This is a genomic window from Microbacterium sp. EYE_78, assembly GCF_023149035.1.
Lineage (GTDB): Bacteria > Actinomycetota > Actinomycetes > Actinomycetales > Microbacteriaceae > Microbacterium.
Genome location: NZ_JAHXMY010000002.1, coordinates 877,816 through 903,867, shown reverse-complemented (window position 1 = coordinate 903,867; position 26,052 = coordinate 877,816). Strand labels below are relative to the sequence as shown.

At 70.5% G+C, this 26,052-nt stretch carries 25 protein-coding genes and 1 tRNA gene; 9 read left to right on the top strand and 17 right to left on the bottom strand.

Annotated features, from left to right (window positions below):
- Window positions 1-37 precede the first annotated feature (37 nt).
- Window positions 38-3,535, bottom strand: a complete 3,498-nt coding sequence (gene smc, locus KZX17_RS11445) for a chromosome segregation protein SMC (protein ID WP_248173518.1) — start codon at window positions 3,533-3,535, stop codon at window positions 38-40.
- Between the two features lie 414 nt (window positions 3,536-3,949).
- Between smc and KZX17_RS11440 the strand changes: the two genes are divergently transcribed.
- On the top strand, window positions 3,950-4,207 hold the full coding sequence (locus KZX17_RS11440) for a hypothetical protein (RefSeq protein WP_248173515.1): 258 nt from the start codon (window positions 3,950-3,952) through the stop codon (window positions 4,205-4,207).
- A gap of 69 nt (window positions 4,208-4,276) precedes the next feature.
- On the top strand, window positions 4,277-5,374 hold the full coding sequence (locus tag KZX17_RS11435; protein WP_248173512.1) for a GNAT family N-acetyltransferase: 1,098 nt from the start codon (window positions 4,277-4,279) through the stop codon (window positions 5,372-5,374).
- Between the two features lie 39 nt (window positions 5,375-5,413).
- On the opposite strand, the gene mutM is transcribed toward KZX17_RS11435, so the two are convergent.
- The 6 genes from mutM to KZX17_RS11405 all read right to left on the bottom strand — a co-directional run bounded on the left by mutM (window position 5,414) and on the right by KZX17_RS11405 (window position 10,548).
- Window positions 5,414-6,304, bottom strand: coding sequence for a bifunctional DNA-formamidopyrimidine glycosylase/DNA-(apurinic or apyrimidinic site) lyase (gene mutM, locus KZX17_RS11430; RefSeq protein WP_248173507.1), 891 nt, complete (start codon window positions 6,302-6,304; stop codon window positions 5,414-5,416).
- A gap of 7 nt (window positions 6,305-6,311) precedes the next feature.
- The gene (rnc, locus tag KZX17_RS11425) at window positions 6,312-7,004 is read right to left on the bottom strand and encodes a ribonuclease III (protein ID WP_248173503.1); all 693 of its coding nucleotides are present in this window, start codon (window positions 7,002-7,004) and stop codon (window positions 6,312-6,314) included.
- Window positions 7,005-7,014: 10 nt separating this feature from the next.
- Window positions 7,015-7,224, bottom strand: coding sequence for a 50S ribosomal protein L32 (rpmF, locus tag KZX17_RS11420; protein WP_018188062.1), 210 nt, complete (start codon window positions 7,222-7,224; stop codon window positions 7,015-7,017).
- Window positions 7,225-7,226: 2 nt separating this feature from the next.
- Window positions 7,227-7,784 (bottom strand): DUF177 domain-containing protein, encoded by a 558-nt coding sequence (locus tag KZX17_RS11415; protein ID WP_248174829.1) that lies wholly within the window; start codon window positions 7,782-7,784, stop codon window positions 7,227-7,229.
- Window positions 7,785-7,857: 73 nt separating this feature from the next.
- The gene (gene coaD, locus KZX17_RS11410) at window positions 7,858-8,355 is read right to left on the bottom strand and encodes a pantetheine-phosphate adenylyltransferase (protein WP_248173500.1); all 498 of its coding nucleotides are present in this window, start codon (window positions 8,353-8,355) and stop codon (window positions 7,858-7,860) included.
- Between the two features lie 45 nt (window positions 8,356-8,400).
- Window positions 8,401-10,548, bottom strand: a complete 2,148-nt coding sequence (locus tag KZX17_RS11405; protein WP_248173497.1) for an ATP-dependent DNA helicase RecG — start codon at window positions 10,546-10,548, stop codon at window positions 8,401-8,403.
- 44 nt (window positions 10,549-10,592) lie between these two features.
- Between KZX17_RS11405 and KZX17_RS11400 the strand changes: the two genes are divergently transcribed.
- Window positions 10,593-11,180 (top strand): RsmD family RNA methyltransferase, encoded by a 588-nt coding sequence (locus KZX17_RS11400; protein ID WP_248173494.1) that lies wholly within the window; start codon window positions 10,593-10,595, stop codon window positions 11,178-11,180.
- Here the strand turns inward: KZX17_RS11400 and thiL are convergent.
- Window positions 11,150-12,118: a thiamine-phosphate kinase gene (gene thiL, locus KZX17_RS11395; protein ID WP_248173491.1), complete on the bottom strand. Its 969-nt coding sequence runs from the start codon at window positions 12,116-12,118 to the stop codon at window positions 11,150-11,152. The two genes, KZX17_RS11400 and thiL, sit on opposite strands and share 31 nt — an antisense overlap.
- A 22-nt stretch (window positions 12,119-12,140) precedes the next feature.
- Between thiL and KZX17_RS11390 the strand changes: the two genes are divergently transcribed.
- Window positions 12,141-12,647: a DUF3515 family protein gene (locus tag KZX17_RS11390; protein WP_248173489.1), complete on the top strand. Its 507-nt coding sequence runs from the start codon at window positions 12,141-12,143 to the stop codon at window positions 12,645-12,647.
- A 12-nt stretch (window positions 12,648-12,659) separates the two neighbouring features.
- Here the strand turns inward: KZX17_RS11390 and KZX17_RS11385 are convergent, their stop codons facing one another.
- The 6 genes from KZX17_RS11385 to leuC form a co-directional block, all read right to left on the bottom strand.
- A complete protein-coding gene (locus tag KZX17_RS11385) occupies window positions 12,660-13,739 on the bottom strand; it encodes a D-alanine--D-alanine ligase family protein (protein ID WP_248173486.1) in 1,080 nt (359 codons plus the stop codon).
- A complete protein-coding gene (locus KZX17_RS11380; protein ID WP_248173484.1) occupies window positions 13,639-14,787 on the bottom strand; it encodes an NAD(P)H-dependent glycerol-3-phosphate dehydrogenase in 1,149 nt (382 codons plus the stop codon). The genes KZX17_RS11385 and KZX17_RS11380 overlap by 101 nt, the downstream gene beginning before the upstream one ends.
- Window positions 14,777-15,538 (bottom strand): lysophospholipid acyltransferase family protein, encoded by a 762-nt coding sequence (locus tag KZX17_RS11375; RefSeq protein ID WP_248173481.1) that lies wholly within the window; start codon window positions 15,536-15,538, stop codon window positions 14,777-14,779. Before KZX17_RS11375 ends, KZX17_RS11380 begins: the two co-directional genes overlap by 11 nt.
- Before the next feature lie 4 nt (window positions 15,539-15,542).
- Window positions 15,543-16,907, bottom strand: coding sequence for a UDP-N-acetylglucosamine 1-carboxyvinyltransferase (gene murA / locus KZX17_RS11370; protein ID WP_248173479.1), 1,365 nt, complete (start codon window positions 16,905-16,907; stop codon window positions 15,543-15,545).
- A gap of 66 nt (window positions 16,908-16,973) precedes the next feature.
- Window positions 16,974-17,570 carry a 3-isopropylmalate dehydratase small subunit gene (leuD, locus tag KZX17_RS11365; protein ID WP_248173477.1) on the bottom strand — a complete coding sequence of 199 codons (597 nt, stop codon included), beginning with the start codon at window positions 17,568-17,570 and terminating at the stop codon, window positions 16,974-16,976.
- Window position 17,571: 1 nt separating this feature from the next.
- Window positions 17,572-19,014, bottom strand: coding sequence for a 3-isopropylmalate dehydratase large subunit (gene leuC / locus KZX17_RS11360; RefSeq protein WP_248173475.1), 1,443 nt, complete (start codon window positions 19,012-19,014; stop codon window positions 17,572-17,574).
- Between the two features lie 225 nt (window positions 19,015-19,239).
- Between leuC and KZX17_RS11355 the strand changes: the two genes are divergently transcribed.
- A complete protein-coding gene (locus KZX17_RS11355) occupies window positions 19,240-20,565 on the top strand; it encodes an O-acetylhomoserine aminocarboxypropyltransferase/cysteine synthase family protein (protein WP_248173473.1) in 1,326 nt (441 codons plus the stop codon).
- Entirely contained in the window at window positions 20,562-21,872 is a 1,311-nt protein-coding gene (locus tag KZX17_RS11350; protein WP_248173471.1) for an LLM class flavin-dependent oxidoreductase, read from the top strand. The genes KZX17_RS11355 and KZX17_RS11350 overlap by 4 nt, the downstream gene beginning before the upstream one ends.
- A gap of 40 nt (window positions 21,873-21,912) precedes the next feature.
- On the opposite strand, the gene KZX17_RS11345 is transcribed toward KZX17_RS11350, so the two are convergent.
- Window positions 21,913-23,001, bottom strand: a complete 1,089-nt coding sequence (locus tag KZX17_RS11345) for a TerC family protein (RefSeq protein WP_248173469.1) — start codon at window positions 22,999-23,001, stop codon at window positions 21,913-21,915.
- A gap of 104 nt (window positions 23,002-23,105) precedes the next feature.
- Between KZX17_RS11345 and KZX17_RS11340 the strand changes: the two genes are divergently transcribed.
- The gene (locus KZX17_RS11340; protein WP_248173465.1) at window positions 23,106-23,666 is read left to right on the top strand and encodes an RNA polymerase sigma factor; all 561 of its coding nucleotides are present in this window, start codon (window positions 23,106-23,108) and stop codon (window positions 23,664-23,666) included.
- Complete coding sequence (locus tag KZX17_RS11335; RefSeq protein ID WP_248175577.1) at window positions 23,663-24,772, top strand: DUF4349 domain-containing protein; 1,110 nt, start codon at window positions 23,663-23,665, stop codon at window positions 24,770-24,772. The genes KZX17_RS11340 and KZX17_RS11335 overlap by 4 nt, the downstream gene beginning before the upstream one ends.
- Window positions 24,773-24,834: 62 nt before the next feature.
- Here KZX17_RS11335 and KZX17_RS11330 read toward each other — a convergent pair.
- Window positions 24,835-24,910: transfer RNA gene (locus KZX17_RS11330), tRNA-Glu, on the bottom strand.
- A gap of 141 nt (window positions 24,911-25,051) precedes the next feature.
- Here KZX17_RS11330 and KZX17_RS11325 point away from each other — a divergent pair.
- A complete protein-coding gene (locus KZX17_RS11325) occupies window positions 25,052-25,687 on the top strand; it encodes an MBL fold metallo-hydrolase (RefSeq protein ID WP_248173459.1) in 636 nt (211 codons plus the stop codon).
- Window positions 25,688-25,759: 72 nt separating this feature from the next.
- Here KZX17_RS11325 and KZX17_RS11320 read toward each other — a convergent pair whose 3' ends face one another.
- Window positions 25,760-26,029: an HPr family phosphocarrier protein gene (locus KZX17_RS11320; protein WP_248173456.1), complete on the bottom strand. Its 270-nt coding sequence runs from the start codon at window positions 26,027-26,029 to the stop codon at window positions 25,760-25,762.
- Window positions 26,030-26,052 lie beyond the last annotated feature (23 nt).

Here is a 26,052-nt window from a genome sequence, read left to right as displayed (position 1 = left end):
CCCCCGTTCCCGACGACTGACGCTACAGGTTCGCGGGTCAGACCGCGGCGGTCTCGCGCACGCGCTGGCCGACGACCGCCGACACGCCGTCCTGGCGCATCGATACGCCGTAGAGCGCGTCCGCGATCTCCATCGTCCGCTTCTGATGGGTGATCACGATGAGCTGACTCGACTCACGCAACTGCTCGAAGACGCCCAGCAGCCGGCCGAGGTTCGCGTCATCGAGCGCCGCTTCGACCTCGTCGAGGATGTAGAACGGGCTCGGCCGCGCCTTGAAGATCGCCGTCAGCAACGCGACCGCTGCGAGCGAGCGCTCACCTCCGGAGAGCAGCGAGAGCCGTTCGATCTTCTTTCCCACCGGTCGCACGGACACCTCGATCCCCGTCGTCAGGGGGTTGTCCGGGTCGGTGAGCGAGATGCTGCCGGTGCCGCCGGGGAACAGGATGGGGAAGACCTCGCCGAACGCCTGCCGCGTGTCCTCGAACGCCGCGACGAAGATGGTCTGCATCCGTTCGTCGAGCTCTTCGATGATCGTGAGCAGGTCCTTGCGGGTCTGCACGAGGTCGTCCAGCTGCTCGGTCAGGAATGCGTGCCGCTGCTCCAGCGCCGCGAACTCCTCGAGCGCGAGCGGGTTCACTCGCCCCAGCTGTGCGAGCTTGCGCTCTGCATCCTCCAGACGCCTGCGCTGCGCGGGGCGATCGAACCCCGACGTCGCACCACCGTCGCTCTCCTCGACATCCGGGCCGTATTCCGCAAGGAGAATATCCTCGCTCAAGCTCAGCTCGGAGCCGACACGATCGATCAGGCTCGTGACATGCAATCGCTTCTCGTGCATCTGCAGTTCGATCCCGTGCACCGACTCGGTGAGTCGTCCGAGGCGCTCGCGCACGGTGGCGTCCTGTTGGCGGAGCTCGGCGAGTTCCGCCGTGAGCGCCGTCCGCACCTGCTCAGCCCGCTCCAACTCGACGCGCGCCTGCGCCATCGACCGGTCGACCGAGTCCAGCAGAGGCGGCAACGCCGAGGCGACATCGGCGGCGACCGCTCGTTGGGCTCGTCGGACGACCGCGCGACGCGCGGCCTGTTCGGCTGCAGCGCGCTCGCGCTCGCGCTGACGTTCGAGTTGCTCGACGCGTGCCTCCGCCGCGCGGACCCGTTCTCGAAGTGTTTCGACGTCGAGCCGCGACCCCATCTCGGCCGTCCGGGCGGTCTCGAGGGCGTCGAGGAGCCCCTCTCGAGCCGACGCGTCGAGGATCGGGCGGGGCGCCGCCTCCGCAGCTGCGAGCGCGGACGCAGCCGACCGGGCGGCGCCGTCGGCGTCTCCGGCAGCCGACTCGGCCTGGCGCAGCGAGGCGTCGAGCCGCTCGCATTCCGCAGTCACCGCTTCCAGGCGCACCGTCGCCCGGTTGTGCTGTTCCGCGTGGGCGGCAAGCGCCGAATCGTGCTCGCGCAGCGCCGTGAGCGTGTCGCGGGTGCGCTGACGCGCCGCATCCCAGGCCGCCTGCGCGTCCGTGAGCGCCTCGCGCAGGGAGTCAGCGACGACGGTGACGTCACTCAGCCGTGACGCCGCGGCATCGCGCTCCGCCGCGAGTTCGAGGCGTGACCTCGCCTGACCGGAGCCTGCCCGGATGGTCGTCGCGGTCACGTGCTCGCCGCGCCGCGTCACCACCGTGAGCCCCATGCCGTGCTCGGATGCCTCGCGCGCAGCGGCGTGCGCAGACGTCAGGTCGTCGGCGACGGCGACGGCGGCGAGGATCGATCGGATCCCGTCAGGACCCGCGACGACGTCGAGCGCGGCCACGGTTCCCGCGTATGCGGACGACGGCGAGGCGACCCTGCCCTCCACGAGGGCGATGTCGATCACGCCGAGATCGTCGCCCCGGACCGCGTCGACGACGCTCTCGGCCGCTGCCAGATCGTCGACCAGGACGCCCTCGGCCAGTCCGCCCAGCGCGGCGGCGATCGCCGCCTCATAGCCCGGAGACACCCGGATGCTGTCGCCGACGATTCCGCGCACACCGTCCGCGCCGCGTTCGACGAGGGCCGCAGCGGCATTGCGGATGTCCAGCGCGCGTCCGAGCGCCGCCGTCTCCGCCAGCAGCGACTCGCGCTCCCGCTCAGCCGCGTGCAGACGCTCGCGGATCGAACCGACCTCACCCTCGGCGTCGGTCGCGTCCCGCTGGGCTCGTTCGTACTCCGCGGCGTGCTGAGCGCTCGATTCCCCGGGGCCGTCCTCGGTGGGAGCGACGGCGGCCAGTGCGGCCTCCGCGTCGGTCCGCCGCGCAACGGCGGCGTCGAGCGCGCGCTGCTGCCGGTCCACGGCCGCCCGGAGGGCGTCGGCCTTCGACGTCGCCGCTTCGGCGGCGCCGCGCAGCGCCGCCAGGCGCATGTCGTGCTCGGAGACGAGGGCGCTCTGCGCGGCGATGTCGGCGTCCAGCGCATCGAGTTCCGCTCGGGATCGGATGACCTCGCGGGCGGCAGCCGCCGCCGCATCCTGGGCTGCGCCGAGCCCGGAACCGATGTCGTCGATCTCGGCGCGCGCCTCGTCGATGACCGCCTGGGTCACCGCCGTCGTCACCGCCGCCGGCTCGTCCCCGTCATCGAGAAGAGCGAGACGCTGTCCGGCGAGCGAATACAACCCGCGAAGGCGCTCCTGCACCCGCTCGAGCTCGAACGCGACGGCGCGGGCGCGGTCGACGGCCTCGGCGCGCTGGTCGTTCTCGAGTTCGTCGATGCGGTGTCTCACCTGATCCGCCCGGTCCTGCAGGACGATCCGCTCCGCGTGCCGCTCCTGTTCGGTCCGCGCGTGCGCGGAGAGCTCCGCGCGCAGGCGGGCGAGCTCATCCGCGTACAGCCGGGCCTTCGCATCCCGTACGACGGCGGCGATCGTCGCGGCCTCCCTCGCGATCTCGGCTTGCTTCCCCAGCGGCTTCAGCTGTCGACGCAGTTCGCCGGCGAGGTCGCTCAGGCGCGTGAGGTTCGCCTCCATCGCGTCGAGTTTCCGGAGCGTCTTCTCCTTGCGTCGACGGTGCTTGAGGATGCCGGCGGCCTCCTCGATGAAGCCGCGACGATCATCCGGACTCGCCTGCAGGACGGCGTCGAGGCGGCCCTGCCCGACGATGACGTGCATCTCCCTCCCGAGGCCGGAGTCGCTCAGGAGCTCCTGCACGTCGAGGAGCCGACAGGTCTGTCCGTTGATCGCGTACTCGCTCGCGCCGTTCCGGAACAGCGTTCGGCTGATCGTGACTTCGCTGTAGTCGATCGGGAGCGCGCCGTCGGCGTTGTCGATGGTCAGCTGGACCTCGGCGCGGCCGAGCGGGCCCCGGGTCGAGGTCCCGGCGAAGATGACGTCCTCCATCTTGCCGCCGCGCAGCGTCTTGGCGCCCTGCTCCCCCATGACCCAGGCGAGAGCATCGACCACGTTCGACTTCCCCGAGCCGTTCGGACCGACGATGCACGTCACTCCTGGCTCGAGGGCGAAGGTCGTCGGCTGCGCGAAGGACTTGAAGCCCTTGAGCGTCACGCTCTTCAGGTGCATGAAGGTCCTCCGGTCGATGTCGCGACCCCACGCTAGCGGACGACGCGCCGACCGCACTTGACGCCGCGCGCACGGCGGGTCTATTGTCAGTGCTCGCGTCACGACGTCGAGAAAGGAGGTCCCCGACATGATCACCGACATCATCACCGCCCCCGGAGCAGCGTTCTCCGCGTTCCGCCGCGGTGCGGGGACCGGCTCCTTCGTGACCCGTATGAACTCGCTCGTTCACACCGGCCTCTGATCTTCGCAGGGGTGGACTCCGTCTTCTGACGGTCCAGCGACGTTCTCCGACTCGTTCCTCGAGCCCGTCGCCGTCCCGCGCCTTCCTGCGCATCCGCGACCTTCCGTGCTGCGGCACGATCCCCGCTGCCTCCGGCGGCATCCCTGTCCCATCCACTGAGACGAGAAACACTCATGTCCACGCTCCACGCGCCGCAGCGCACCTCGGCGGTCCTCGCCGCGCTGCAGCATCCCGCCTCGACGGACCGTCCGGTGCGTCAGACCGTCCTCGATCGGCTCGCCATGCGGCTGGCGCTCGCGCTCCTCCTCTGGAGCACGCGGCCGCGAGCCGATCGCGCCGAGATCGAGCTCCGCCGTCGCGCACGGTGCGAGCGCGATGCCCGCGAGCAGGAGTGGGAGCGCCGCCGCGCGCTCCTGGCCCCTCGCCGATGATCACCCCGCCGGGGACCGCGACTGCTCGCGGTCCCCGGCTCCACCCCATTCCCACCCGGAGGATCGCTGATGACCACCCCGACCGCGCTGCATCACGAACTGCGCCCCCTCACCGTCCCCGCATCACTCGACGCAGCGGACGCTGCCGACTTCATCGCGATGATCGCCGTACGCAACGAGATCTATCGCGAAATCAGTCACAACGATGACGAAGCGGCCACGCCGGAGCAGCTGCTCCCCCACTTCGCACCCGATCCCGACAACGAGAAGCTCAGCTGGATCGTGGTCGTCGACGGCCACGTCGTCGGGCGTGCGATCCTCGACGTGCCGCAGGAGGAGGGTTCGATCGTCGCCTACTGGATCATCGAGCTCCTCGAACGCGTACAGGGCCAGGGCATCGGCAGCGCCGTCCACTCGACCATCCAGGCCGCGGCGCGCTCACGGGGACGCCGGATCCTGCAGTCCTGGGCGGAGCATCCAGAGCCCCGGCCGGGATCCGGGATTCGGCGGCTGGCCGCGCCGACCGGGTTCGGCGAGATCCCCGAGGACCGCCCGGCACGCTTCTACCTGCGCCACGGGTACGCACTCGAGCAGGTCGACCGAAAGAGCGTGCTCGACGTCGAGGCATCCCTCCCGCGTGTGCGACAGCTGTCGGCCGAGGCCCGAGCGCACGCGGAGGGGTACCGCGTCGAGCAGTGGTCGCTCCCGACGCCGACGCCCTATCAGGAGAGCTTCGCGTGGGCGAAGAGCCGCATGTCGACCGACGCCCCCGCTGCGGGTCTCGATTTCGATGAGGAGACGTGGGACGTCGAGCGTCTCGCGCGACACGATGCGCGAATGGTCGAAGGCGGCCAGACCGTCCTGGTCACGGCCGCGATCCACGAGGCGACCGGCGCCGTCGTCGCCTTCAACGAGCTCTGCTCGGGCGTCGATGAGACGGCGACGACGCAGCAGATGGACACCCTCGTCCTCCGGGAGCACCGCGGGCACCGGCTCGGGCAGCTCATCAAGTGTGCAGGCATCCTGCGCTGGCACGAGATGCTGCCCGAGTCGACGCGCATCCTGACCTTCAACGCGGAGGAGAACCGGCCGATGCTCGACATCAACGAGCGTCTCGGGTTCGAGCCGGGGGCCTACATCGGAGCGTGGAAGAAGGGCCTGTCGTGACGCGCGGGTCCGGGCGGCCACCCCACCGACCGCCCGGACTCAGCGACGCTGACAGCGCGGGCAGTAGTGACTGGAGCGGTTGGTGAAGCTCACCCGCACGATCGGGGTCCCGCACCGGGAGCAGGGCGCGCCGGTACGCCCGTACGCCTGCAGGGAATGCGCGAAATAGCCGGCCTGACCGTTGACGTTCACGTACTGCGCGTCGAAACTCGTCCCGCCCTCGGCGAGGGCTCGTTGCAGGACCGCCCGCACCTCCACCAGTAGTCGGCCGACTGCACGGGACGCCAGTTCGGATGCCGGCCGCTCGGGGTGCAGCCGCGACGCCCACAGCGCCTCGTCGGCGTAGATGTTGCCGATGCCGCTCACCACCGTCTGATCGAGCAGCACCCGCTTGATCGCAGAACGCGTCCGGCCCAGCGACGACCGGAACGCGCGCTCGTCGAATGCGGGGTCGAGCGGATCGCGCGCGATGTGTGCGACCTGGCTCGGTACCGTCGCCGCTGCGCTTCCCCACCCTCCGGCCGCGCCGTCGGGCGTCGCCTCGAGGCTGTCGAGGGCGAGTGAACCGAAGGTCCGCTGGTCGGCGAAGACGACGGCGAGGTCGCCGTGGGTCGGATGCCGGATGTCCAGACGGATGCGCTCGTGTCGTTCGGGCGGCGCTCCGGACGCCCGCAGCAGCATCTGTCCGCTCATGCCCAGGTGGCCGACCACGGCGTCGGTCCCCCCGTCGAGGGGCATCCAGAGGAATTTGCCACGGCGGACGACGGCGCTTACGGTGCGCTGGGTCAGCCGATCCTCGAAGCCCGCGGCATCTCCGACGTGGCGGGTCAGTGCGCGGGGATCGTGGACGGTGACCGCGTCGATCACCGCGTCGGTGAGCGCAGGCGCCAGTCCGGCGCGCACGACTTCGACTTCGGGGAGTTCGGGCATGCGTGCGTCAAGACTGCGACGACAGATGCCGCCAGACCGAGAGCGCCGCTGCCATCTCGGCCTGCTTCTTGCTCGATCCGGTGCCCTGCTGGGACACCGCTCCCACCGTGACCGTCGCCGTGAACGTGCGGTGATGATCAGGGCCGTCGGCCTCGACGGCGTACGACGGCGCTGTGAGACCCTGCCGAGCGGCGAGCTCCTGCAGTGCGGTCTTGGGGTCCATCGCCGCGCCGTAGCGCTCGGGGTCGGCCATCAGCGGAGAGACCAGACGCAGGACGAGCGCGGTCGCCTCGTCGATGCCCGACGAGAGGTAGGTCGCGCCGATCAGGGCCTCGGTCGTGTCCGCGAGGATCGAATCCTTGTCACGACCACCGGTCTGGTCCTCGCCTCGGCCGAGCCGCAGGTACGCGCCGAGACCGATGCTGCGTGCCACCTCCGCCAGCGCGACGGTCGACACGACACTGGCCCGTCGCTTCGCGAGCGAGCCCTCGTCGAGGTCGGGATGCGTGCGGTAAAGGTGCACGGTGACCGCCAAGCCCAGGATGGAGTCGCCGAGGAACTCGAGGCGTTCGTTGTGCGCGATCCCCCCGTGCTCGTAGGCGTACGAGCGGTGGGTGAGCGCAAGCGAAAGGAGCTCGGGGTCGATGTCGACCCCGAGCTCATCGGTGAGCACCGCGTGCTCGGTCCCCGCGTCGGTCACGACGCGCCGATCAGATGTCGGCGACCTTGCGGCCCTTGTACTCGAGGAACAGCTCGGTGCCCTGCGAGTCGGTGACGACCTTCGCCTGGTGCGGGCGGCTGTAGACGACCTTGCCGTTCTCGATGGTCTTGACGAGCGTGGGGGCCTCGGCCTTCCACTGCGCGCGACGCGAACGGGTGTTGGAGCGGGAGACCTTCCGCTTCGGGGGGTTACCTGCCATGGTCAGCTCTTCTCTGTGTCGTCGGCGGCGGGGCGCGATGCCTCGTCGTCGTGGTCTGGGGTTCGGGCCGACAAGGCGGCCAGCGCATTCCAGCGCGGGTCGATCTGGGCATCCGGAGCCGGCGCTTCGGTCAGCTTCTCGCCCGTGGACGGATCGAGTCCGGGGCAGTCCGGCTGACACACCGGCTGGAATGGAAGCGACAGGACGATCGCATCCCTGACCGGAGTTTCAAGATCCACGTGGTCGTCTTGAACCTCGAAGTCAGTCGCTTCGTCCCCAGGATACCCGAAGAGCTCCTGAAACTCGACTTCGAGGGGGTGTGTCAGGTCCGTCAGGCACCTGCTGCACTGGCCCTCGTACGTCGTCGCGATCTCGGCCGACACGAGGATCCCCTCGTGCACCGACTCGAGGCGGACCCGCACGTCGACCGGTTCGTGCTCGGGGATCCAGGCGAGCCCCTCGCCCCACTTGACCGGGGCGGGGACCTCCAGATCGAACTCGCGCATCTCACCGGGCTTGCGCGAGATGTCGCGGACGGGCAGGACGAACGGACCGCTCACATGCTTTCTGACCACGGTCGTCCATCGTACGCGGGGTCGGCGGCCCCGGGGCCGCACCGCGGGGTGCGCGCCGTCAGATGTCTCCGGCGCCGGTGTCGAGGAAGCGGGCGACGGGTGCCGGAACGAACGGGGACACGTCTCCCCCGAGCGACGCGACCTGACGGACCAGAGAGCTCGACACCAGGGCGTGGGAGGGGTCGGGCAGCAGGAACACCGTCTCCACGTGCGCGAGGTGACGATTCACGATCGCCATCGGCGTCTCGTACGCGACGTCGACCTGCGACCGGATGCCCTTGACGAGCACTCCTGCTCCCACGTCGGTGGCGTAGTCGACGAGGAGTCCCATACTCCAGGCCGCGACCACGACATCGCCGGCGATCTCGCTCTCGCGGATGGATTCCTCGAGGAGGGTGAGTCGCTGAGCGATGGGCAGCATCGCCTGCTTCGCCGGATTGTGGACGACGAGGACGTGGAGCTGGTCGTAGAGGGCCGCCGCGCGACGGATCACGTCGAGGTGTCCCAGGGTCGGCGGGTCGAAGGAGCCGGGGACGACGGCGATCCGGTTGCTCATGCGGATGAGCCTAACGAGTGCCGCTTCCCGGTGCCGACTCCGCTCTCAGTTCTTCGCCAGGGCGGCCCGCTCCTGCTGGCCGACGCGCCCCGCGATCGAGGCGGCCAGTCCCGGGTGGTGCTCGAGAGCGGGGTCTTCGTCGAGCACGCGCTCGGCCTCGGCACGGGCCTCGGCGATGAGGTCGGCGTCCGCGACGACCCGCAGCAGCCGAAGGGAGGAGCGGACCCCGGACTGCGCGTCGCCGAGGACGTCGCCCTCGCCCCTGAGCTCGAGGTCGACCTCCGCCAGGTCGAACCCGTCCGTCGTCGCGGCGACGGCCTCCACCCGCTGCCGAGCGGGCGTGCCGGGATCGCTCTCGGTGACCAGGAGGCACAGTCCGGGGATGCTGCCGCGCCCGACCCGACCTCGCAGCTGATGGAGTTGGGACACGCCGAATCGGTCGGCCTCGAGGATGACCATCGTCGAGGCGTTCGGCACGTCCACGCCGACCTCGACGACCGTGGTCGCCACCAGGACGTCGATGTCCCCGCGCGCGAACGCCTGCATGACGGCATCCTTCTCGTCGCCTGGCATCTTGCCGTGGAGGATCTCGACGCGCACATCCGCGAACGCGGGGTGCGCCTCGAGGAGGGCGGCGGCCTGGACGACTCCCCAACGCGTCCGCCCCGGCTCGTCGCCCTCCGCCGACTCCTCGTCACCCGAGTCGGTTGCGGCGTCGATCGCCGGACAGACGACGAAGGCCTGACGCCCGAGGGCGACCTCCTCGGCGACGCGCTCCCAGACGCGCGCGAACCACGCGGGCTTCTCGCCGACCGGCGCCACGAAGCTCGAGATCCCGGCCCGCCCGCCGGGGAGCGTCCGTATCGTCGAGACGTCCAGGTCACCGAAGACGGTCATCGCGACGGTGCGCGGGATCGGAGTCGCCGTCAGGACGAGGACGTGCGGCGCCGCGCCCTTCGCCCGAAGGGTCTCGCGCTGATCGACGCCGAATCGGTGCTGCTCGTCGACCACGACGAGGCCGAGGTCGGCGAACGTCGTCGACTCACTCAGGAGGGCGTGCGTCCCCACGACGATGAGCGCCTGTCCCGACGCGACGCGGAGTGCCGCCTTGCGCCTGTCGGCGGCGCCCATCTGCCCGGTGAGGAGCGTCGGCATGAGCTCGGGCGACAGTGCCGGGCCGAGCATCCGCGCGATCGAGCGGACGTGCTGCGACGCGAGCACCTCCGTCGGCGCGATGAGCGCGGACTGCCCTCCGGACTGCGCGACCTGCAGCATCGCGCGCAGGGCGACCAGGGTCTTGCCCGAGCCGACCTCGCCCTGCACGAGTCGGTTCATCGGCCAGGCGCCGACGAGATCCGCGGAGATCCGATCACCGACCGCGACCTGATCCGAGGTGCGCTCGAACGGGAGGGCGTCGTCGAATCGCTCCAGCAGGGCGCCCGCCGGCCGAGCAGTCGCGGACATCATGCGGACGAGCTGCCGCTGCTGCAGGAGTGCGGCTTGGAGCACGAGCGCCTCGTGCATCCGCAGCGTCTCACGCGCGGGGGCGACCTGATCGGGGAACTCGGGCGCGTGCAGGCGGACCAGTGCGGTCCGCGCCCCCAGCAGGCCGTGCCGGCGGCGGAACTCGTCGGGGAGCGGGTCGGGGACATCGCCCAGCCCGGGGAGCACCTGATCGACGCACCGTTTGATCTGCCAGCTGGCGACGGTGCTCGTTGCCGGGTAGATGGGGATCGGCACGTTCCGAAGGGCCTCGGCGTTCATCCGCGCGGCGCCCTCATCATCGAAGAGCTCGTAGTCGGGATGCGTGAGCTGCTTCTGCCCCCGATACTCGCCGACCTTCCCGGAGAAGGTCCCCTGCCGCCCCGCCCGCAGCTCCTTCAGCCGCCAGGCCTGTCCGAAGAAGGTGAGCGAGAGCGTCCCCCGGCCGTCGCTGATCACCGCCTCGACGAGGTCGCCGCGGCGCCCGCGCATCTGCCGGACGCTCGCCGAGCGCACTTCGGCGACGATCGTCACGAGCTCACCGACCGGGAGCGCGTCGATGGGGGTGAGTTCTCCGCGCTGCGCGTAGCGGCGCGGATAGTGCGCGAGCAGGTCGCCGACCGTCAGCATCCCGAAGGCCCGCTTCAGGGCTTTGCTGGCCGTCTCGCCCACCGTGGGCCCGAGGGGCGTGTCCAAGGTGTGCGGCGGCATGAGTCGAGTCTAGGAGCGGCCGCGGACGCGGCTATCGTGGCGGGGTGACGAGGATCATCGCGGGCGACGCCGGGTCGCTGCCGCTGTCCGTGCCGGACGCCGGTACCCGACCCACGAGCGAGCGGGTGCGCGAGTCGATGTTCGGCGCGCTCGATGCGGCGGGCCTGCTGCCGGATGCCGCGGTGCTCGACCTGTTCGCCGGCTCGGGAGCGCTCGGGCTCGAGGCGGTCAGTCGCGGCGCGGCATCCGCCGACCTGGTCGAGAAGTCGGCCAAGGCGGCCGGCGTCGTCGAACGGAACGTCCGATCGGTCACCCGCAGCCTGCCGGGCCGGCGGCTCACGGTGCACCGGGCTGCGGCCGACACCTACCTGCGCTCAGCCTCGGTCTCGTGGGACCTCGTGTTCGTCGACCCGCCGTACGACATGCCGGATGCCGAGGTCGCGGCCACGCTCGCGCTCCTCACCGCGCGACTGTCCCCGCACGCCGTCGTGGTGCTGGAACGGGCGAGCCGGTCGGGTGAGCCGGCGCTGCCGCCGGGGCTCGTCGTGGAGCGGTCGAAGCGGTACGGGGACACGTGCGTGTGGTGGCTCTCTCCGGACGGTCAGCCCCTGCCGGCGTCCCAGTCCCGGTAAGGATCCCACCCTCGGGGACCCTCCGGCGGAACCCCGCCGACGAGCACCGCGTGCCCGCCCCGCGGGAGTGCGCGACCGATCGGATCGAAGCCGGACGCCACCCGGCCCGGAGGGAAGGCCGCGAGGAGGGCGTGATCCTCGCCGCCGCGGAGGGCGGCGGCATCCATCTCCCTGTCGATCGACACCGTGATCCGCGACGCGTCGGCCAGCCGTGTCGCGTCGAGGAGGAGGCCGTCGGAGACGTCCATCATCGCCGTCGCGCCCGCTCGAGCCGCCGCGGGCCCCAGCTCGAGCGGAGGACGCGGCCGCAGCTGCGCCGCCACGTCGCGTCGCTCGACGTCCGTCAGTGACGCGTCGTCCACGGGCACGGGCGCCCCGTCGGAGCCTCGGAACCGCGCGAAGAGGATGTCGAGTCCCCTGGCGGCCGCGCCGAGGACGCCCGCGACCGCGATGGTGTCCCCGGGCCTCGCACCCGATCGGAGGACCGGACGATCGTCGAGGACGCCCAGCGCGGTGACCGCGACGGTGAGGGTGTCCGAGACCGTCAGGTCGCCGCCCTCGACGGCGCAGCCGGGGGCCAGGTCGCCGATCGCCTCTGCGAAGCCGGTCGCGAGACCGTCGACGAAGGTCACCGGCAGGGTGTCGGGCAGGGCGAGGGCCACCAGCAGGGCTGTGGGACGTGCCCCCATCGCCGCGACGTCGGCCAGGTTCACCGCCGCCGCCTTCCAGCCGAGGTCGCGCGGCGACGTCCATGCGAGCCGGAAATCCGGACCGTGGACGAGCGTGTCGGTCGTTGCAACCACGCGTCCCCCCGGGACGGCGATCACCGCGGCATCGTCACCCGGACCGACCTCGGCCGTCGAGAGGGGGCCGAGGACGGCCATGATGCGGGCCAGGATCTCGCGCTCCGACACGTCGCGCACGCAGGGCTCGCTCATGCCTCCACGGTAGCCTGAAGGGATGCCGCGCGACCGTTCCACCCTCCGGCCTCGAGTCGCTCTGGGCGCTGTGCTGGCCCTCGGCGCGGCGCTCCTCGCGGGGTGCTCGTCCACCGTCGCGCTGCAATCGCCGCCCGCGTCGGACGATCCGCGCTGCGCCGAGCTCATGGTGCGACTGCCGGCCGCCTTCGACGACCAGGACCGGCGCTGGACGGATGCGCAGTCGACGGCGGCCTGGGGAGACCCGACCACGGTGCAGCTGGCGTGCGGCGTCACCCCTCCCGGTCCGACCGAGCTCCCGTGCCAGAGCGTGTCGGGGGTCGATTGGATCGTCGACGACTCGCAGGCCCCGCTGTACCGCATCACGACGTACGGACGGGTCCCGGCCGTCGAGCTGATCATCGACTACGACGCCGTCTCGTCGCGCGGCCCCGTCGACGCGGTGAGTCGCGTGATCGTGGACCGATTCGAGACGGATGCCGCCTGCGTCGCCGCGTCGGAGGTCACCCCCGACGCCGAGGCGCCGTGACGTCCGACGGGATCAGCGCGCGAGGTCGATCAGTTCGCTGATGAGATCCGGGTAGCTGAGTCCGCTCTCGATCCAGCAGGTCGGGAACATGGAGATCGGCGTGAAGCCGGGCATCGTGTTGACCTCGTTCACGAAGAACTCGGTCCCGGTGTAGAAGAAGTCCACGCGCGAGAGCCCTTGCCCGCCGACCGCCTCGAACGCGCGCGCAGCGATCCGCTGCATCTCTCGGAGCTCGCCGTCGTGGAGCTCCGCAGGGCAGACGAGGTCGATCCCGGGGGCACCGAGGTACTTCGCCGCGAAGTCGTAGAAGTCTCGTCCGCTGACGACGATCTCTCCGGCGACGCTCACGCGCGGGTCGCCGCCGTCCCTCCCCTGCAGCACACCGCACTCGACCTCACGACCGACCACGGCCTGCTCCACGAGGATCGTGTCGTCCTCGGCGAACGCGGCGTCGAGCGCGGCATCCAGCTGGTCCCACTCGGAGACCTTCGAGACGCCGACGCTGGACCCCGCCCGTGCGGGCTTCACGAAGGCGGGCAGGCCGAGGGCGCGGACCCTGCGGTGCCAGAGGTCCGGGTCACGGTCGAGCGCCGGGCGGGTGAGCGTCACCCAGGGGACGACGGGGACGCCGGCGGCCTGGAGGATGCTCTTCGTCGTGTGCTTGTCCATGCCGATGGCCGACATGAGCAGACCCGCGCCGACGTAGGGCAGGTCGAGGAGTTCGAGGAAGCCCTGGACGGTGCCGTCCTCTCCGAAGCGTCCGTGCAGGATCGGGAAGACCACGTCGACGTCGCCGAGCGATTCGACGGTGCCGTCCGCCCGTCGCACCGACAGCTCCCTGCTGCGGGTCGAATCGGGCCACACCACGCGCGTGCCGTTGTCGACGACCTCCGGCAGACGGTCCGGGTTCAGCGCGAACTTGTCGGGGTCGTCGTCCTCGAGGACGAACGCGCCGTCGCGGGTGATGCCGACCGGGATGACCCGGAAGCGCTCACGATCGATCGCGCGCAGCACCCCGCCCGCCGTCGCGGAACTGATCGAGTGCTCGCTGGAACGCCCGCCGAAGAGCAGAACCACTGCCGCCTGAACCATTCGAAGTCCTCTCCCCCATGGGCTCGTCGTCGTCGGTCGTGAGATGCGGGGCGATGTCCCGCGGATCCATCGTGCCGTCGAGCACCATCTTGACCTGTTCCACGATCGGCATCTGCACGCCCGCCTGCCGCGCCAGCTGCAGGATCGGGGCGACCGACGCGAGGCCTTCCGCCGTCTGGTCCATCTGCTTCACGACCTCCGTGAAGCTGTACCCCTGCCCGAGCAGACGCCCGGCCGTGTTGTTGCGACTGAGCGGCGACTGGCAGGTGGCGATGAGGTCGCCGAGGCCCGCGAGGCCCTGCAGCGTCTCGGGCTGTGCGCCCTGCGCGACGGCGAAGTCGGTCATCTCGACCAGCCCGCGGGTGATGATCGACGCCTTCGTGTTCTCGCCGTAGCCGACGCCGTCGACGATGCCGATCGCGACCGCGATGAGGTTCTTGAGGACGCCCCCGAACTCCGTGCCGATGACGTCGGTGTTGACGAAGGTGCGGAAGTATCGGTTGCGCGACAGGCGGGCGACCGCGTCGGCCGTGTCCTGGCTCGACGACGAGATCACCGCGGCGGTCGGATGCTGCCGGGCGATCTCGAGCGCGAGGTTCGGCCCCGATGCCACCGCGATACGGTCGGGGTCGCACCGCAGCTCCTGCTCGAGGACCTGACTCATCCGCAGCCCGGTCTTCTTCTCGACGCCCTTCATGAGCGACACGATCGGCGCGTCGCTTGACGCGAGGAGTGGCCTGACGCCCTTGAGGTTCTGACGCAGCGCCTGGCTCGAGATCGCGATGTAGACCTGGGTGGCGCCGTCGAGGGCTTCCGCGAGGTGGTGCGTCGCTCCGAGGCTGCGCGGCAGGTTGATGCCCGGCAGGTACTGCGAGTTGCGCTTGCCCTCCCGGATCTCGTGGGCGAGTTCGGCGCGGCGCGCCCACATCATGACGTCGGCGCCGCCGTCGGCGAGCACCTTGCCGAACGTGGTGCCCCAGCTCCCGGACCCGAGCACGGCGACGCGCGGCGCGGCGACGGAGGACCGCGCGGCTTCCTTAGGAGTCAAGACGCCCCGTCTCCTTCTGTCCGTGCTGCGAGGGGTTCCACCGCTCCGCCGGCGGGTCTTCGTCTCGGAGGCGCCCGAGCAGGACGGAGATGTCGCGCATGACGGCGTCGGTCGCGGCGACGAGCGTGGACGGCGTCGTGTCCGTGTAGGCGGACAGGTCGACGGGCGGGCCGAGGAGGACCCGTACGCGCCGGCGCGGCGGCCAGAACCGCAGCTTGCCGTATCGCGGCAGGATCTGCTGAACGCCCCACGTCGCCACGGGGATGACGGGAAGGGGCTCGGATGCCGCGAGTGCCAGACGCATGGCGCCCGTCTTGCCGCGCATGGGCCACATGTCCGGGTCGCGCGTCAGCGACCCCTCGGGGTACACGATGACCCCGCGCCCGGCAGCGACGAGGGCATTGGACGCCGCGAGGGTCTGCTTCGCGGCGGCCGACGTGGATGCCCGTGCCACCGGGACCATGCCGGTCGCCCGGAGCAGCCAGCCCAGCACGGGCACCCTGAACAGGCTCTCCTTCGCCATGAACCGCGGCGCGCGGCCGAGCCGCCAGGTCGCGACGGCGATGATGATCGGATCGAACTCGCTGTAGTGGTTGGGCGCGAGGACGTAGGAGCCCTCCTGCGGCAGGTGTTCCCCGCCCTCGATCTCGATCCGGGCGAACCACCCGGTGGCGGGCACGACGATGGCTGCGGCCGGCCAGAAGACGCTCGGCGTCCTCTTCTCGGCCGAGGCGCGGCGACGAGCGCTCACGCGGTCACTCCGTGACGTCGAAGTCGGCGCCGAGGTCCGTCAGCTTCTCGAGGAACTTCTCGTAGCCCCGACGGATGATCCCGATGTTGCGCACCGTCGACTCGCCCTCCGCGGCCAACGCCGCGATGACGTACGAGTAGCCGCCGCGGAGATCGGGGACCACGACGTCTGCACCACGGAGGGGTGTCGGACCGTTGATGACGGCGGCCTGCTCGAGCTCGCGTCGCGGGACGCGTCGGTCGGAGCTCGCGATGCCCTCGGGGTGGACGACGATGTCGGCGCCCATCTGCACGAGCGCGCGGGTGAAGCCGAGTCGGTTCTCGTACACGGTCTCGTGGACGATGGACTCGCCCTCGGCCTGGGTGAGGGCGACGATCAGCGGCTGCTGCCAGTCGGTCATGAAGCCCGGGTGGACGTCGGTCTCGACCATGACCGGCTTGAGTGCGCCGCCCCGGCGGAAGCGGATGCCGTCCTCCGCGATGTCGAAATCGCCGCCCACCTTGCGGAAGACGTTGAGGAACGTGAGCATCTCCTGCTGCTTGGCTCCCCCGACGAAGATGTCGCCGTCGGTCGCCAGCGCCGCGGCGGCCCACGAGGCGGCCTCGTTGCGGTCGAAGATCGCGCGGTGGTCGTACCCGCGCAGCGAGTCGACACCCTCGATGAAGATCACCCGGTTGGGCTCGTAGGAGATGATCGCGCCCATTTTCTGCAGCACCGCGATGAGATCCATGATCTCGGGCTCGATGGCGGCGTTCCGGAGCTCCGTCGTGCCCTTCGCGCGGACTGCCGTCAGCAGGACCTGCTCGGTCGCGCCCACGCTCGGATACGGCAGCTCGATGTTCGCGCCGTGCAGTCCGCGCGGTGCCGACAGGCGGATGCCGCTCGGCAGCTTGTCGACGATGGCCCCGAACGAGCGGAGCGCGTCGAGGTGGAAGTCGATCGGGCGGTCGCCGATGCGGCATCCGCCGAGATCGGGGATGAACGCCTGGCCGAGCAGGTGCAGCAGGGGGCCGCAGAAGAGGATCGGGATGCGGGACGCTCCCGCGTGCGCGTCGATCTCCTCCATGTGCGCCGAGACGGCGCCGCTCGGGTCGAGCCGGAGGACGCCGTCCTCGAGGTCCTCGACGTGCACGCCGTGGACCTCGAGGAGCGAACGCACGACGTGCACGTCGCTGATGTCGGGCACATCCCGGAGGACACTCGCCGTCTCGCCGAGGAGGGCCGCCACCATCGCCTTGGTGGCGAGGTTCTTCGCGCCCTTGACCTCGACGCGTCCCCGCAGCGGACGCCCACCGCGGATGACGAGGGTCTGGCCGTTCGCACCGCTGCGGGCGGGCGTCGACGCGGAGTCGCTCAGGAGTGTGTTCATCGGATGGGACCTCACCAGTGTGTCGAGGAATCGCAGGACGGCCCCGTTGTGCGGGGCGCGATCCGGCTAGAGGACGGGAATCGTCCGCGGCCGCCACGCCTCGCGGCGCGCCTCGAACTGCGCGATCTTGTCTTCGTTGCGCAGCGTGAGCCCGATGTCGTCGAGCCCTTCGAGAAGCCGCCACCTAGTGTAATCGTCGATCTCGAAGGAGGCCTGGACGTCGCCGACCCGTGCGGTGCGTGTCTCGAGGTCGACCGTCATCTCGCGGCCCGGCTGCGCTTCGATGGCGGCCCAGATCGCCTCGAGGTCGTCCTCCGAGACGACCCCCGTGACCAGGCCCTGCTTGCCCGCGTTGCCCCGGAAAATGTCGGCGAACTTCGTGGAGAGGACGACCCGGAAGCCGTAGTCGCGCAGCGCCCAGACGGCGTGCTCGCGGCTGGACCCGGTGCCGAAGTCGGGACCGGCGATGAGGACGGATGCCAGGCGGTAGGCATCCTGGTTGAGGATGAACTCCGGATCCTGGCGCCAGTTGGCGAACAGCGCGTCGTCGAACCCGGTCTTCGTCACCCGCTTGAGGTAGACAGCGGGGATGATCTGGTCGGTGTCGACCGCCGAGCGCCGCAGCGGCGCGGCGACGCCCGTGTGGGTGGTGAACGCATCCATGTCAGGCCTCCGTCATCGCCATCGCATCGAGATCGCTCGGACTCGCGAGGCGGCCGAGCACGGCGGTCGCCGCGGCGACCTGCGGCGAGACGAGGTGGGTGCGCCCGCCCTTGCCCTGCCGCCCCTCGAAGTTGCGGTTGCTCGTCGATGCGCACCGCTCCCCCGGCGCGAGCTGGTCGGGATTCATCCCGAGGCACATCGAGCAGCCCGCGAAGCGCCATTCGGCACCGAACGCGGTGATGATGCGGTCGAGGCCCTCGGCCTCGGCCTCCAGGCGCACGCGAGCCGAGCCGGGGACGACCATGACGCGCACGCCGTCCGCCTTCGTGCGTCCCTCGATGAGCGAGGCGAACTGGCGGAGGTCCTCGATGCGGCTGTTCGTGCAGGAGCCCATGAAGACGGCATCCACCGCGACGTCCTTCAGGCGGGTGCCGGGGGCGAGGTCCATGTACTCGAGGGCCCGCTGCGCCGCGGCCTGCTCGTTCGGGTCGGTCATCGTCGCCGGGTCCGGCACGACACCGCTGAGCGAGACGCCCTGACCGGGGTTCGTCCCCCAGGTCACGAAGGGCTCCAGCTCGTCGGCGTCGAGGAAGACCTCGGCGTCGTAGACCGCTCCCTCGTCGGAGGGCAGGGTGCGCCAGTACTCGACCGCGGCGTCCCAATCGGCCCCCTGCGGCGCGTGCGGCTTGTCCTTCACGTACGCGAACGTGGTGTTGTCGGGGGCGATCATGCCCGCGCGGGCGCCCGCCTCGATCGACATGTTGCAGATCGTCATCCGCCCCTCCATCGAGAGGGAGCGGATCGCCGATCCGCGGAACTCGAGCACGTAGCCCTGGCCGCCGTTCGCACCGATCTTGGCGATGATCGCGAGGATGATGTCCTTCGCGCTCACGCCGGGTTTCAGCGTCCCCTCGACAGTGATGGCCATCGTCTTGAACGGTTTCAGCGGCAGCGTCTGCGTGGCCAGGACGTGTTCGACCTCGCTGGTGCCGATGCCGAAGGCCATCGCCCCGAAGGCACCGTGCGTGGAGGTGTGCGAATCACCGCACACGACCGTGATGCCGGGCATCGTGAGACCCAGCTGCGGGCCCACGACGTGGACAATGCCCTGCTCCTTGTCGCCCAGGGAATGCAGCCGGACGCCGAACTCCTCGGCGTTGCGGCGCAGCGTCTCGATCTGGGTTCGACTGGTCAGGTCGGCGATCGGCTTGTCGATGTCGAGCGTCGGGGTGTTGTGGTCCTCCGTCGCGATGGTGAGGTCGAGCCGCCGGACCGGACGACCCTCCGCACGCAGGCCGTCGAACGCCTGAGGGCTCGTCACCTCGTGGACGAGGTGGAGGTCGATGTAGATGAGGTCGGGTTGGCCGCCCTCACCCTTCACGACGAGGTGGTCGTCCCACACCTTCTCGGCGAGGGTGCGGGGACGGTCGGGAATCGTGCTCATGGTGTCTCCTGATGTCGGATGGCGCCCGCGACGGCCTCCGCGACGAGAGAGGGCTCAGAACGAGATCTCGCCGCGGCCGATAAGGAGTCGAGCGGTCCGCACGGCGCCAGACTACCACCGGCATCCGGTCGTCCGGTCCGGCCCCCGCCCGTAACACCGCGTCGCACGACTCCGGGCGGGACGCCTCGCGTGGCACGCTGTGGTGCCTGAGGACAGGAGACGCCCATGACCCGAGTGCCCGAGCGCGGGTTCGCGACCCGACAGGTCCACGTGGGTGGGGATGCCGCGCACGCAACCCCGCGAGCCACGCCCATCCATCTGACGGCCGGTTTCACGTTCGACGCGTTCGAGGACGCGGCCGTGCACTTCGGCGCGGGGGACGGCTGGGGCTACACCCGCACCGGGAACCCCACCGTGGACGCCGTGGAGCGCAAGCTCGCCTCGCTCGAGGGCGGGACCGACGCGATCCTCCTCGCATCCGGTCAGGCGGCCATCACGGTCGCCCTGCTGGGTCTCCTCGATGCCGGATCGCACATCGTGTGCTCGAACCACATCTACGAGGGAACGCGCGGCCTGCTCGTCGACAACCTGTCACGCCTGGGCATCGAGACGACGTTTGTCGACGACATCGCCGACCCGTCGGCCTGGCGCGCCGCCATCCGACCGGAGACCCGGGTGCTCTTCGGCGAGTCGATCGCCAATGCGCGCAACGACGTCCTCGACATCGCGGCGATCGCGGCGGTCGGCGACGAGACCGGCATCCCCCTCGTCGTCGACAACACCTTCGCCACGCCGTATCTCGTGCGGCCCCTGGAGCACGGGGCGGCGATCGTCGTGCACTCCGCGAGCAAATTCCTCGCCGGGCAGGGCGCCGTCCTCGGCGGCGTCATCGTGGACGACGGCGCATTCGACGCGGCACGCGCGGGGGCGCTGTTCCCCCACCTCGTCGCCCGCGACAGGGACGGGAGTGCCGGCCTATGGGAGCGGCACGGCGGGCGGGCGCGCGTGGCGCACCTCCGCGACGGTGTCGCACCGCGGTTCGGACCGACGCCGTCACCGCTGAACGCCTTCCTCATCGGGCAGGGCGCCGAGACCCTCTCGCTCCGCGTTGAGCGGCAATCGGCGAACGCCCTCGCCGTCGCCCGCTGGCTGAGCGACCGCCCCGAGGTGCTGTCGGTCGATCACGCCGGACTGCCGACGCATCCGACCCACCACCTCGCGAAGCGGTACCTCCGCGGCGGGTACGGGTCGGTGTTCACACTCACGCTTCGCGGCGGACTCCCCGCCGCGAAGGCGTTCGTCGAGGCGCTGCAGGTCGTCGTCCACATGACGCACCTCGGCGACGTCCGCTCCCTCGTCCTGCACCCGGGGACGACCAGTCACGCGGGCCGCTCCGCGCAGGAGCGCGCCGCCGCTGGCGTGCACCCCGGCACACTCCGACTGTCGATCGGGATCGAGGACGTCGACGACCTCATCGCCGACCTCGCCGGCGCCCTCGCCGCCGCAGCGACGGTCGACACGGATTCGCTCGCGGTGGACGTGGTCGCATGACGAGACCGCAGCACTTCGGGTGGTTCCTGGCTCGGGGGTTCGGTCCGCACGGCTGGGGCCACCCGTACCTCGAGTGGGACTACGACTGGACGTCCCCCGCGCTCTATCAGCAGGCCGTCCGGACGCTCGAGCAGGCGGGCTTCGACCTCCTCATCATCGAGGACGCCCCATCCCTCGGATCGCCGTCGACGATCGACCTGCGGGTCCGTCAGGCGTTCGGCGGTCCCAAGCTCGATCCCCTCCTGCTCGCCCCGTATCTGTTCGCCGCGACCGAGCACATCGGCATCGTCCCCACGGTCAATCCCGCCGCCACGCTCCCGTACACCGCGGCCCGGCAGTTCGCGACCCTGCAGCACCTGAGCGGTCACCGCCTCGGCCTCAACGTCGTCACCGACACGGGCAGCGCCCGCCACTTCGGCGCTGCGCCCCAGTTGGGGCACGACGCCGCGTACGACCGGGCCGAGGAGTGGATGCGCGGCGTCCGCGACCTCTGGCGCAGCTGGCCGGACGGCGCCCTCATCGCCGATCCGGCCGCGGGGCGGTACGCCGACGGCACGCTGCTGCAGCCGACCGTGCATCGCGGGGAGTACTACTCCTTCGACGGTCCCTTGAACGCGGTCCCCTTCACCGACGGCGAGCCGGTGATCGTCTCACCCGGCGGCTCGCCTCGCGGACTGGGCTTCGCAGGCGCCAACTCGGACGTCCAACTCGTACTCGCACCGATGGACGAGGCGTCTGTCCGCGCGTATCGCGGAAGGATCCACGATGCGGCGACCGCGGCGGGGCGGACTCCCGAGGACATCACCATCCTCTTCGCGATCCAGCCGGCCGTGGTGTCGTCGTCCGAAGAGGCCGACCGGATCGTCGCCGCGTCGCGGCATCCCGACGACGCCACCCTCCGGCGGATCGCCGAGAAACAGTCGAGCGACCTGGAGACCGACCTGACCGCGCTCGATCTCGAGCGCCCGCTGGACAGGTCTGTCTTCGGCGACCACGTCAGCCACGGAAGCATCCGCCGTCTCGTCGGGGACCACGACGAGGACGCTCCCCTCCGCGCGATCCTCTCGGCGCACGCCCGCCTCGGTCGCCTGCATGACGGCTCGGGATGGGTCGGCACGGCGGGCGAACTCGCGGATCGCATCGAGGAGTTCGGCACCTGGGGCAACGACGGCGTCCTGCTGTGGGGCGATCTCCATCCCGTGACGCTGCACCGCACACTCGACGAGCTGGTGCCGATCCTGCGTCGGCGGGGCATCCTGCGTCGCGACTACGAGGCGGGCCTGCGCGCCAATCTCCGCCCGTTCTGACCGGGCCGCCCGCGCTGGAGCGGTCGCCGTCGTCGCGGCCTCAGCGGTCGCCGTCGTTCGGGCGGGGGTCGACTGCGCGCGGCGTGCCTTTCTCGTCCGCGACGTCCTCGGCGTGACCGGTGGGCGTCGGACCCGTCGCCGGCACGGGCTCGCGCAGGCCGTCCCGGCGCGCCGCGATGAGACTCGCGATCGTCGCGACCGCCATCGACGCGACGATGACACCGAGCGACATCCACGTCGAGATCTCCGGGGCCCACTCGATGTGCTCGCCGCCGTTGATGAACGGCAGCTCGTTCTCGTGCATCGCGTGGAGCACGAGCTTGACCCCGATGAAGGCCAGGATGAAGGCGATGCCGTAATGGAGGTACTTCAGGCGGTCGAGGAGCCCGCCCAGCAGGAAGTACAACTGGCGGAGCCCCATGAGCGCGAAGATGTTCGCCGTGAAGACGATGAAGGCGCTCTGCGTGATGCCGAAGATCGCGGGGATGGAATCGATCGCGAAGAGCAGGTCCGTCATGCCGAGGGCCGCGAAGACGATGATCATCGGCGTGAAGACCTTCTTGCCGTCGATCCGGGTGCGGACCTTGGCGCCGTCGTACTCATCGCTGATCGCGATCCGCTTGCGGAGCAGACGGACGACGAAGCTCTCCTTCTTCTCCTCGTCCTCGTGGTCCTCGCCGGGGAACGCCTGACGCCACGCGGTGTAGATGAGGAACGCACCGAAGACGTAGAAGACCCAGCTGAACTGCTCGATGATCGCGGCGCCCAGCAGGATGAAGATCCCGCGCAGCACGAGGGCGATGATGATCCCGACCATCAGCACCTTCTGCTGCGCGGCGCGAGGCACCGAGAACTGACTCATGATCAGGACGAAGACGAAGAGGTTGTCGACCGAGAGGCTGTACTCGGTGAGCCAGCCGGCGACGAACTGCCCCGCGTACTCCCCACCCGCGACCTGGAGCATCACGAGCGCGAAGACGAGCGCCAACCCCACGTAGAAGGCCACCCACAGGGCGGACTCCTTCGTCGAGGGGACGTGCGGCCGCTTGATGATCAGCAGGAGGTCGGCGAGCAGGACGAGCGAGAGCACGACCAGCGAACCGACCTCGAACCAGACGGGGAGCTCCATGCGGACCTTTCGAGGGGGGACGACCTCAAGGGTACCTTTCAGGAAGGGTGAGACGATCCCCCTCATCGCGACACTCATCCGTCGAGAGAACGAACGAGGATGCCATGGGCGAACCGCTCGCGAAGACCGACGCGGAGCTGGTGGCCGCCGCCGCCGGCGGCAGCCAGTCAGCCTTCCGGGCGCTGTACCGCGCCTACGCCCGTCCGGTCTTCTGGCTGGCGCACGGCCTCCTCGGCGATACGGCGGATGCGGAGGACGTGATGCAGGAGACCTTCCTCGTCGCGTGGCGACGCCTCCCGCAGCTCGACCTCGCAAGCGACTCGCTGCTCCCCTGGCTGGTGACGATCTGCCGCTTTCAGAGCGCGAACCGGATGCGGCGGCAGCGCCGCGATCGTGAGCACACGGCGGCGGCGATGACCGAGACCATCCCCGCGGCCGTCGACGTCGAGGAGCAGGTCATCGGCTCGGCGCTCGCAGAACGGGTGCTGGCGGAGGTGGGCACGCTGTCGCCCCTCGACCAGCAGATCTTCCGCCTCTGCGCCACGGAGGGGTATGCATACCAGGCGGCCGCCGCCGAACTCGGGGTCTCTCACGCCGTGGTGCGCAATCGTCTCTCCCGCGTCCGGACGAGACTGCGCACCGTCATCGGATCGGAGGGATCGTGACCGTGGACCAGATCGAGCTCCCTGAGCTCAGTCCCGAACGACAGGACGAGATAGAGCGAGCGGTCTTCGCTCGGATCGACGCCGAGCGCGCCGGTGCTGCAACCGCCGCGCACCGCCGCCGCCGGAACGGGTGGCTCGTCGCGGGCGCAGCCGCCGCGGTCGTGCTCGTCGCCGGATTCCTCGGTCCCGCGCTCAGCAACTCCGGTGTCGGGTTCGGGGTCGCCGGTTCCGCGGGGAGCGCGGAGGAATCGTCGGACGCCGAACTGTGGTCGCACCCCGACGCCCCCCGCGATCTGGCGGACGAAGACATGGATGCCGGGGGCGGCGAGGGCGCGGACGCCGGAGGGGACGACGGGTCGGGCGGTGACGCCGGCCAGGCGGCGCGCGAGGTGATCGCCCGCGCATACGTCTCACTGACCGCGGAGGACCCCGCTGCGGCAGCGGACGAGGTCGGAACGGCGGCGGAGCGTGCAGGCGGCTACGTCGAGTCGATGAGCGTGGCCGGTCGGACGGGAACCGAACCTGAGGCCCCCGCGGAGGGATCCGATGCACCGTCGTCGAACGGCGGCTCCTGGATCACCGTGCGGGTGCCGGCCTCCGACCTGACCGCCTTCCTCGACGGGCTCCGAGCGGTCGGCGACGTCGTGTCGTCGGAGATCTCGCGAGACGATGTGACGGCGCAGTCGACGGACCTCCGGGCCCGCACCGAGGCGCTGCAGGCGTCGGTCGATCGACTGCAGGAACTGATCGCCGACGCCGGCTCCACCGCGGACCTCCTTGCGGCAGAGGGCGCGCTCGCCGACCGACAGGCCGAGCTGGACTCGCTTCGGGCGCAGCTGGAGGCACTCGACGACCAGGTCGCGCTCTCGAGCGTGGAGGTCGCGGTCTCGGCGCCCCAGGAGAGGGTCGTCGCCGATCCGCAGGGATTCGGGGACGGGCTCAGCACCGGGTGGAATGCGCTCGTGACGACGCTCAACGGCATCGTGATCGGCCTCGGGTTCCTGCTCCCCTGGCTCGTGATCGCCGGCGTCGTCGTGCTCGTCGTCCGCGTGGCCCGGAGAGCCATCCGGCGCCGTCGTGCCGGTCGGGCCGACACGACCGGCTGATCGGACGATCGTCGCAGGAACGACGAAGCCCCGGACCTGCGTGGTCCGGGGCTTCGTCACTGTGGTGACCCCAGCGGGATTCGAACCCGCGTTACCGCCGTGAGAGGGCGGCGTACTAGGCCGCTATACGATGGGGCCGTACTGTGTTGTTTTCTCCGGAGCTCCGGAGGCAACCGTTCAATTATGCATGAGGTTCCGCGGCGCGCAAAATCCGTGCCGTGGATGCCCCGATGACGGTCGACGCTTGCTCCGTCGGGAGCGGATGGGTTGACTGAGGCGATGCGCGTAACCAAGCACGAACATGCCTGCCTCCGCCTCGAGAACGAGGGACGCACACTCCTGATCGATCCCGGCAGCTTCACCCTGCCGCTCGATCTGAGCGATCTCGTCGGCGTCGTCATCACCCATGAGCACCCCGATCACTGGACCGCGCAGCAGCTCGACGCCATCCTCAGCCTTGCGCCCGGCGTGCCGATCTTCGGCCCGGCGGGCGTCGTCGCTGCGGCATCCGGCTACGACGTGACGGAGGTGGGCGTCGGCGACAGCATCACTGTCGGTCCGTTCGAGCTCCGCTTCTTCGGAGGCGAGCACGCGGTCATCCATGCGTCGATCCCCGTCATCGACAACCTCGGCGTCCTCGTGAACGACGGCTTCTACTACCCGGGGGACTCCTACGCCGTGCCGAAGGACGTCGACGTCGCCCTGTTGGCCGCGCCGATCGGTGCGCCGTGGCTCAAGATCGGCGAGGCGATCGACTACGTCCTCGCGGTCGCACCGCGCCGGGCGTTCGGAACCCACGACATGACTCTCTCCCGAGCCGGGCTCGGCATGCATCGCGACCGACTCCGCTGGGCGACCGAGCAGCACGGCGGCGAGTTCGTGGAGCTCGAGCCGGGCGAGAGCACCGACCTCTGAGCCCCGCCTCGACGAACGACGGATGCCGCGGGCTCTCGCTCCGCGGCATCCGTCGTTCGTGCTGATCGAGGCCTATTCGGCGTCGTGGTCCGTCTCGATGAACGCGACGAGCGTGTCGAGCGCTGCTTCGGCGCCCTCGCCCTCCGCCTTCAGGGTCACGACCGTGCCCTGCGTGGCTCCGAGGCCCATGAGCGTCAGGATGCTGCCGGCGTTCTGGTCGGGTCCGCCGGGGACGGCGATGGTCACGGGGACCCCCGTCTCCTTGACGGCCTGCACGAAGAGCTTCGCGGGACGGGCGTGCAGTCCGGAGCTGCTTGCGACGGTGGCGGTCCGTTCGGCCATGGTGATTCTTCCTCCTTGGGTCG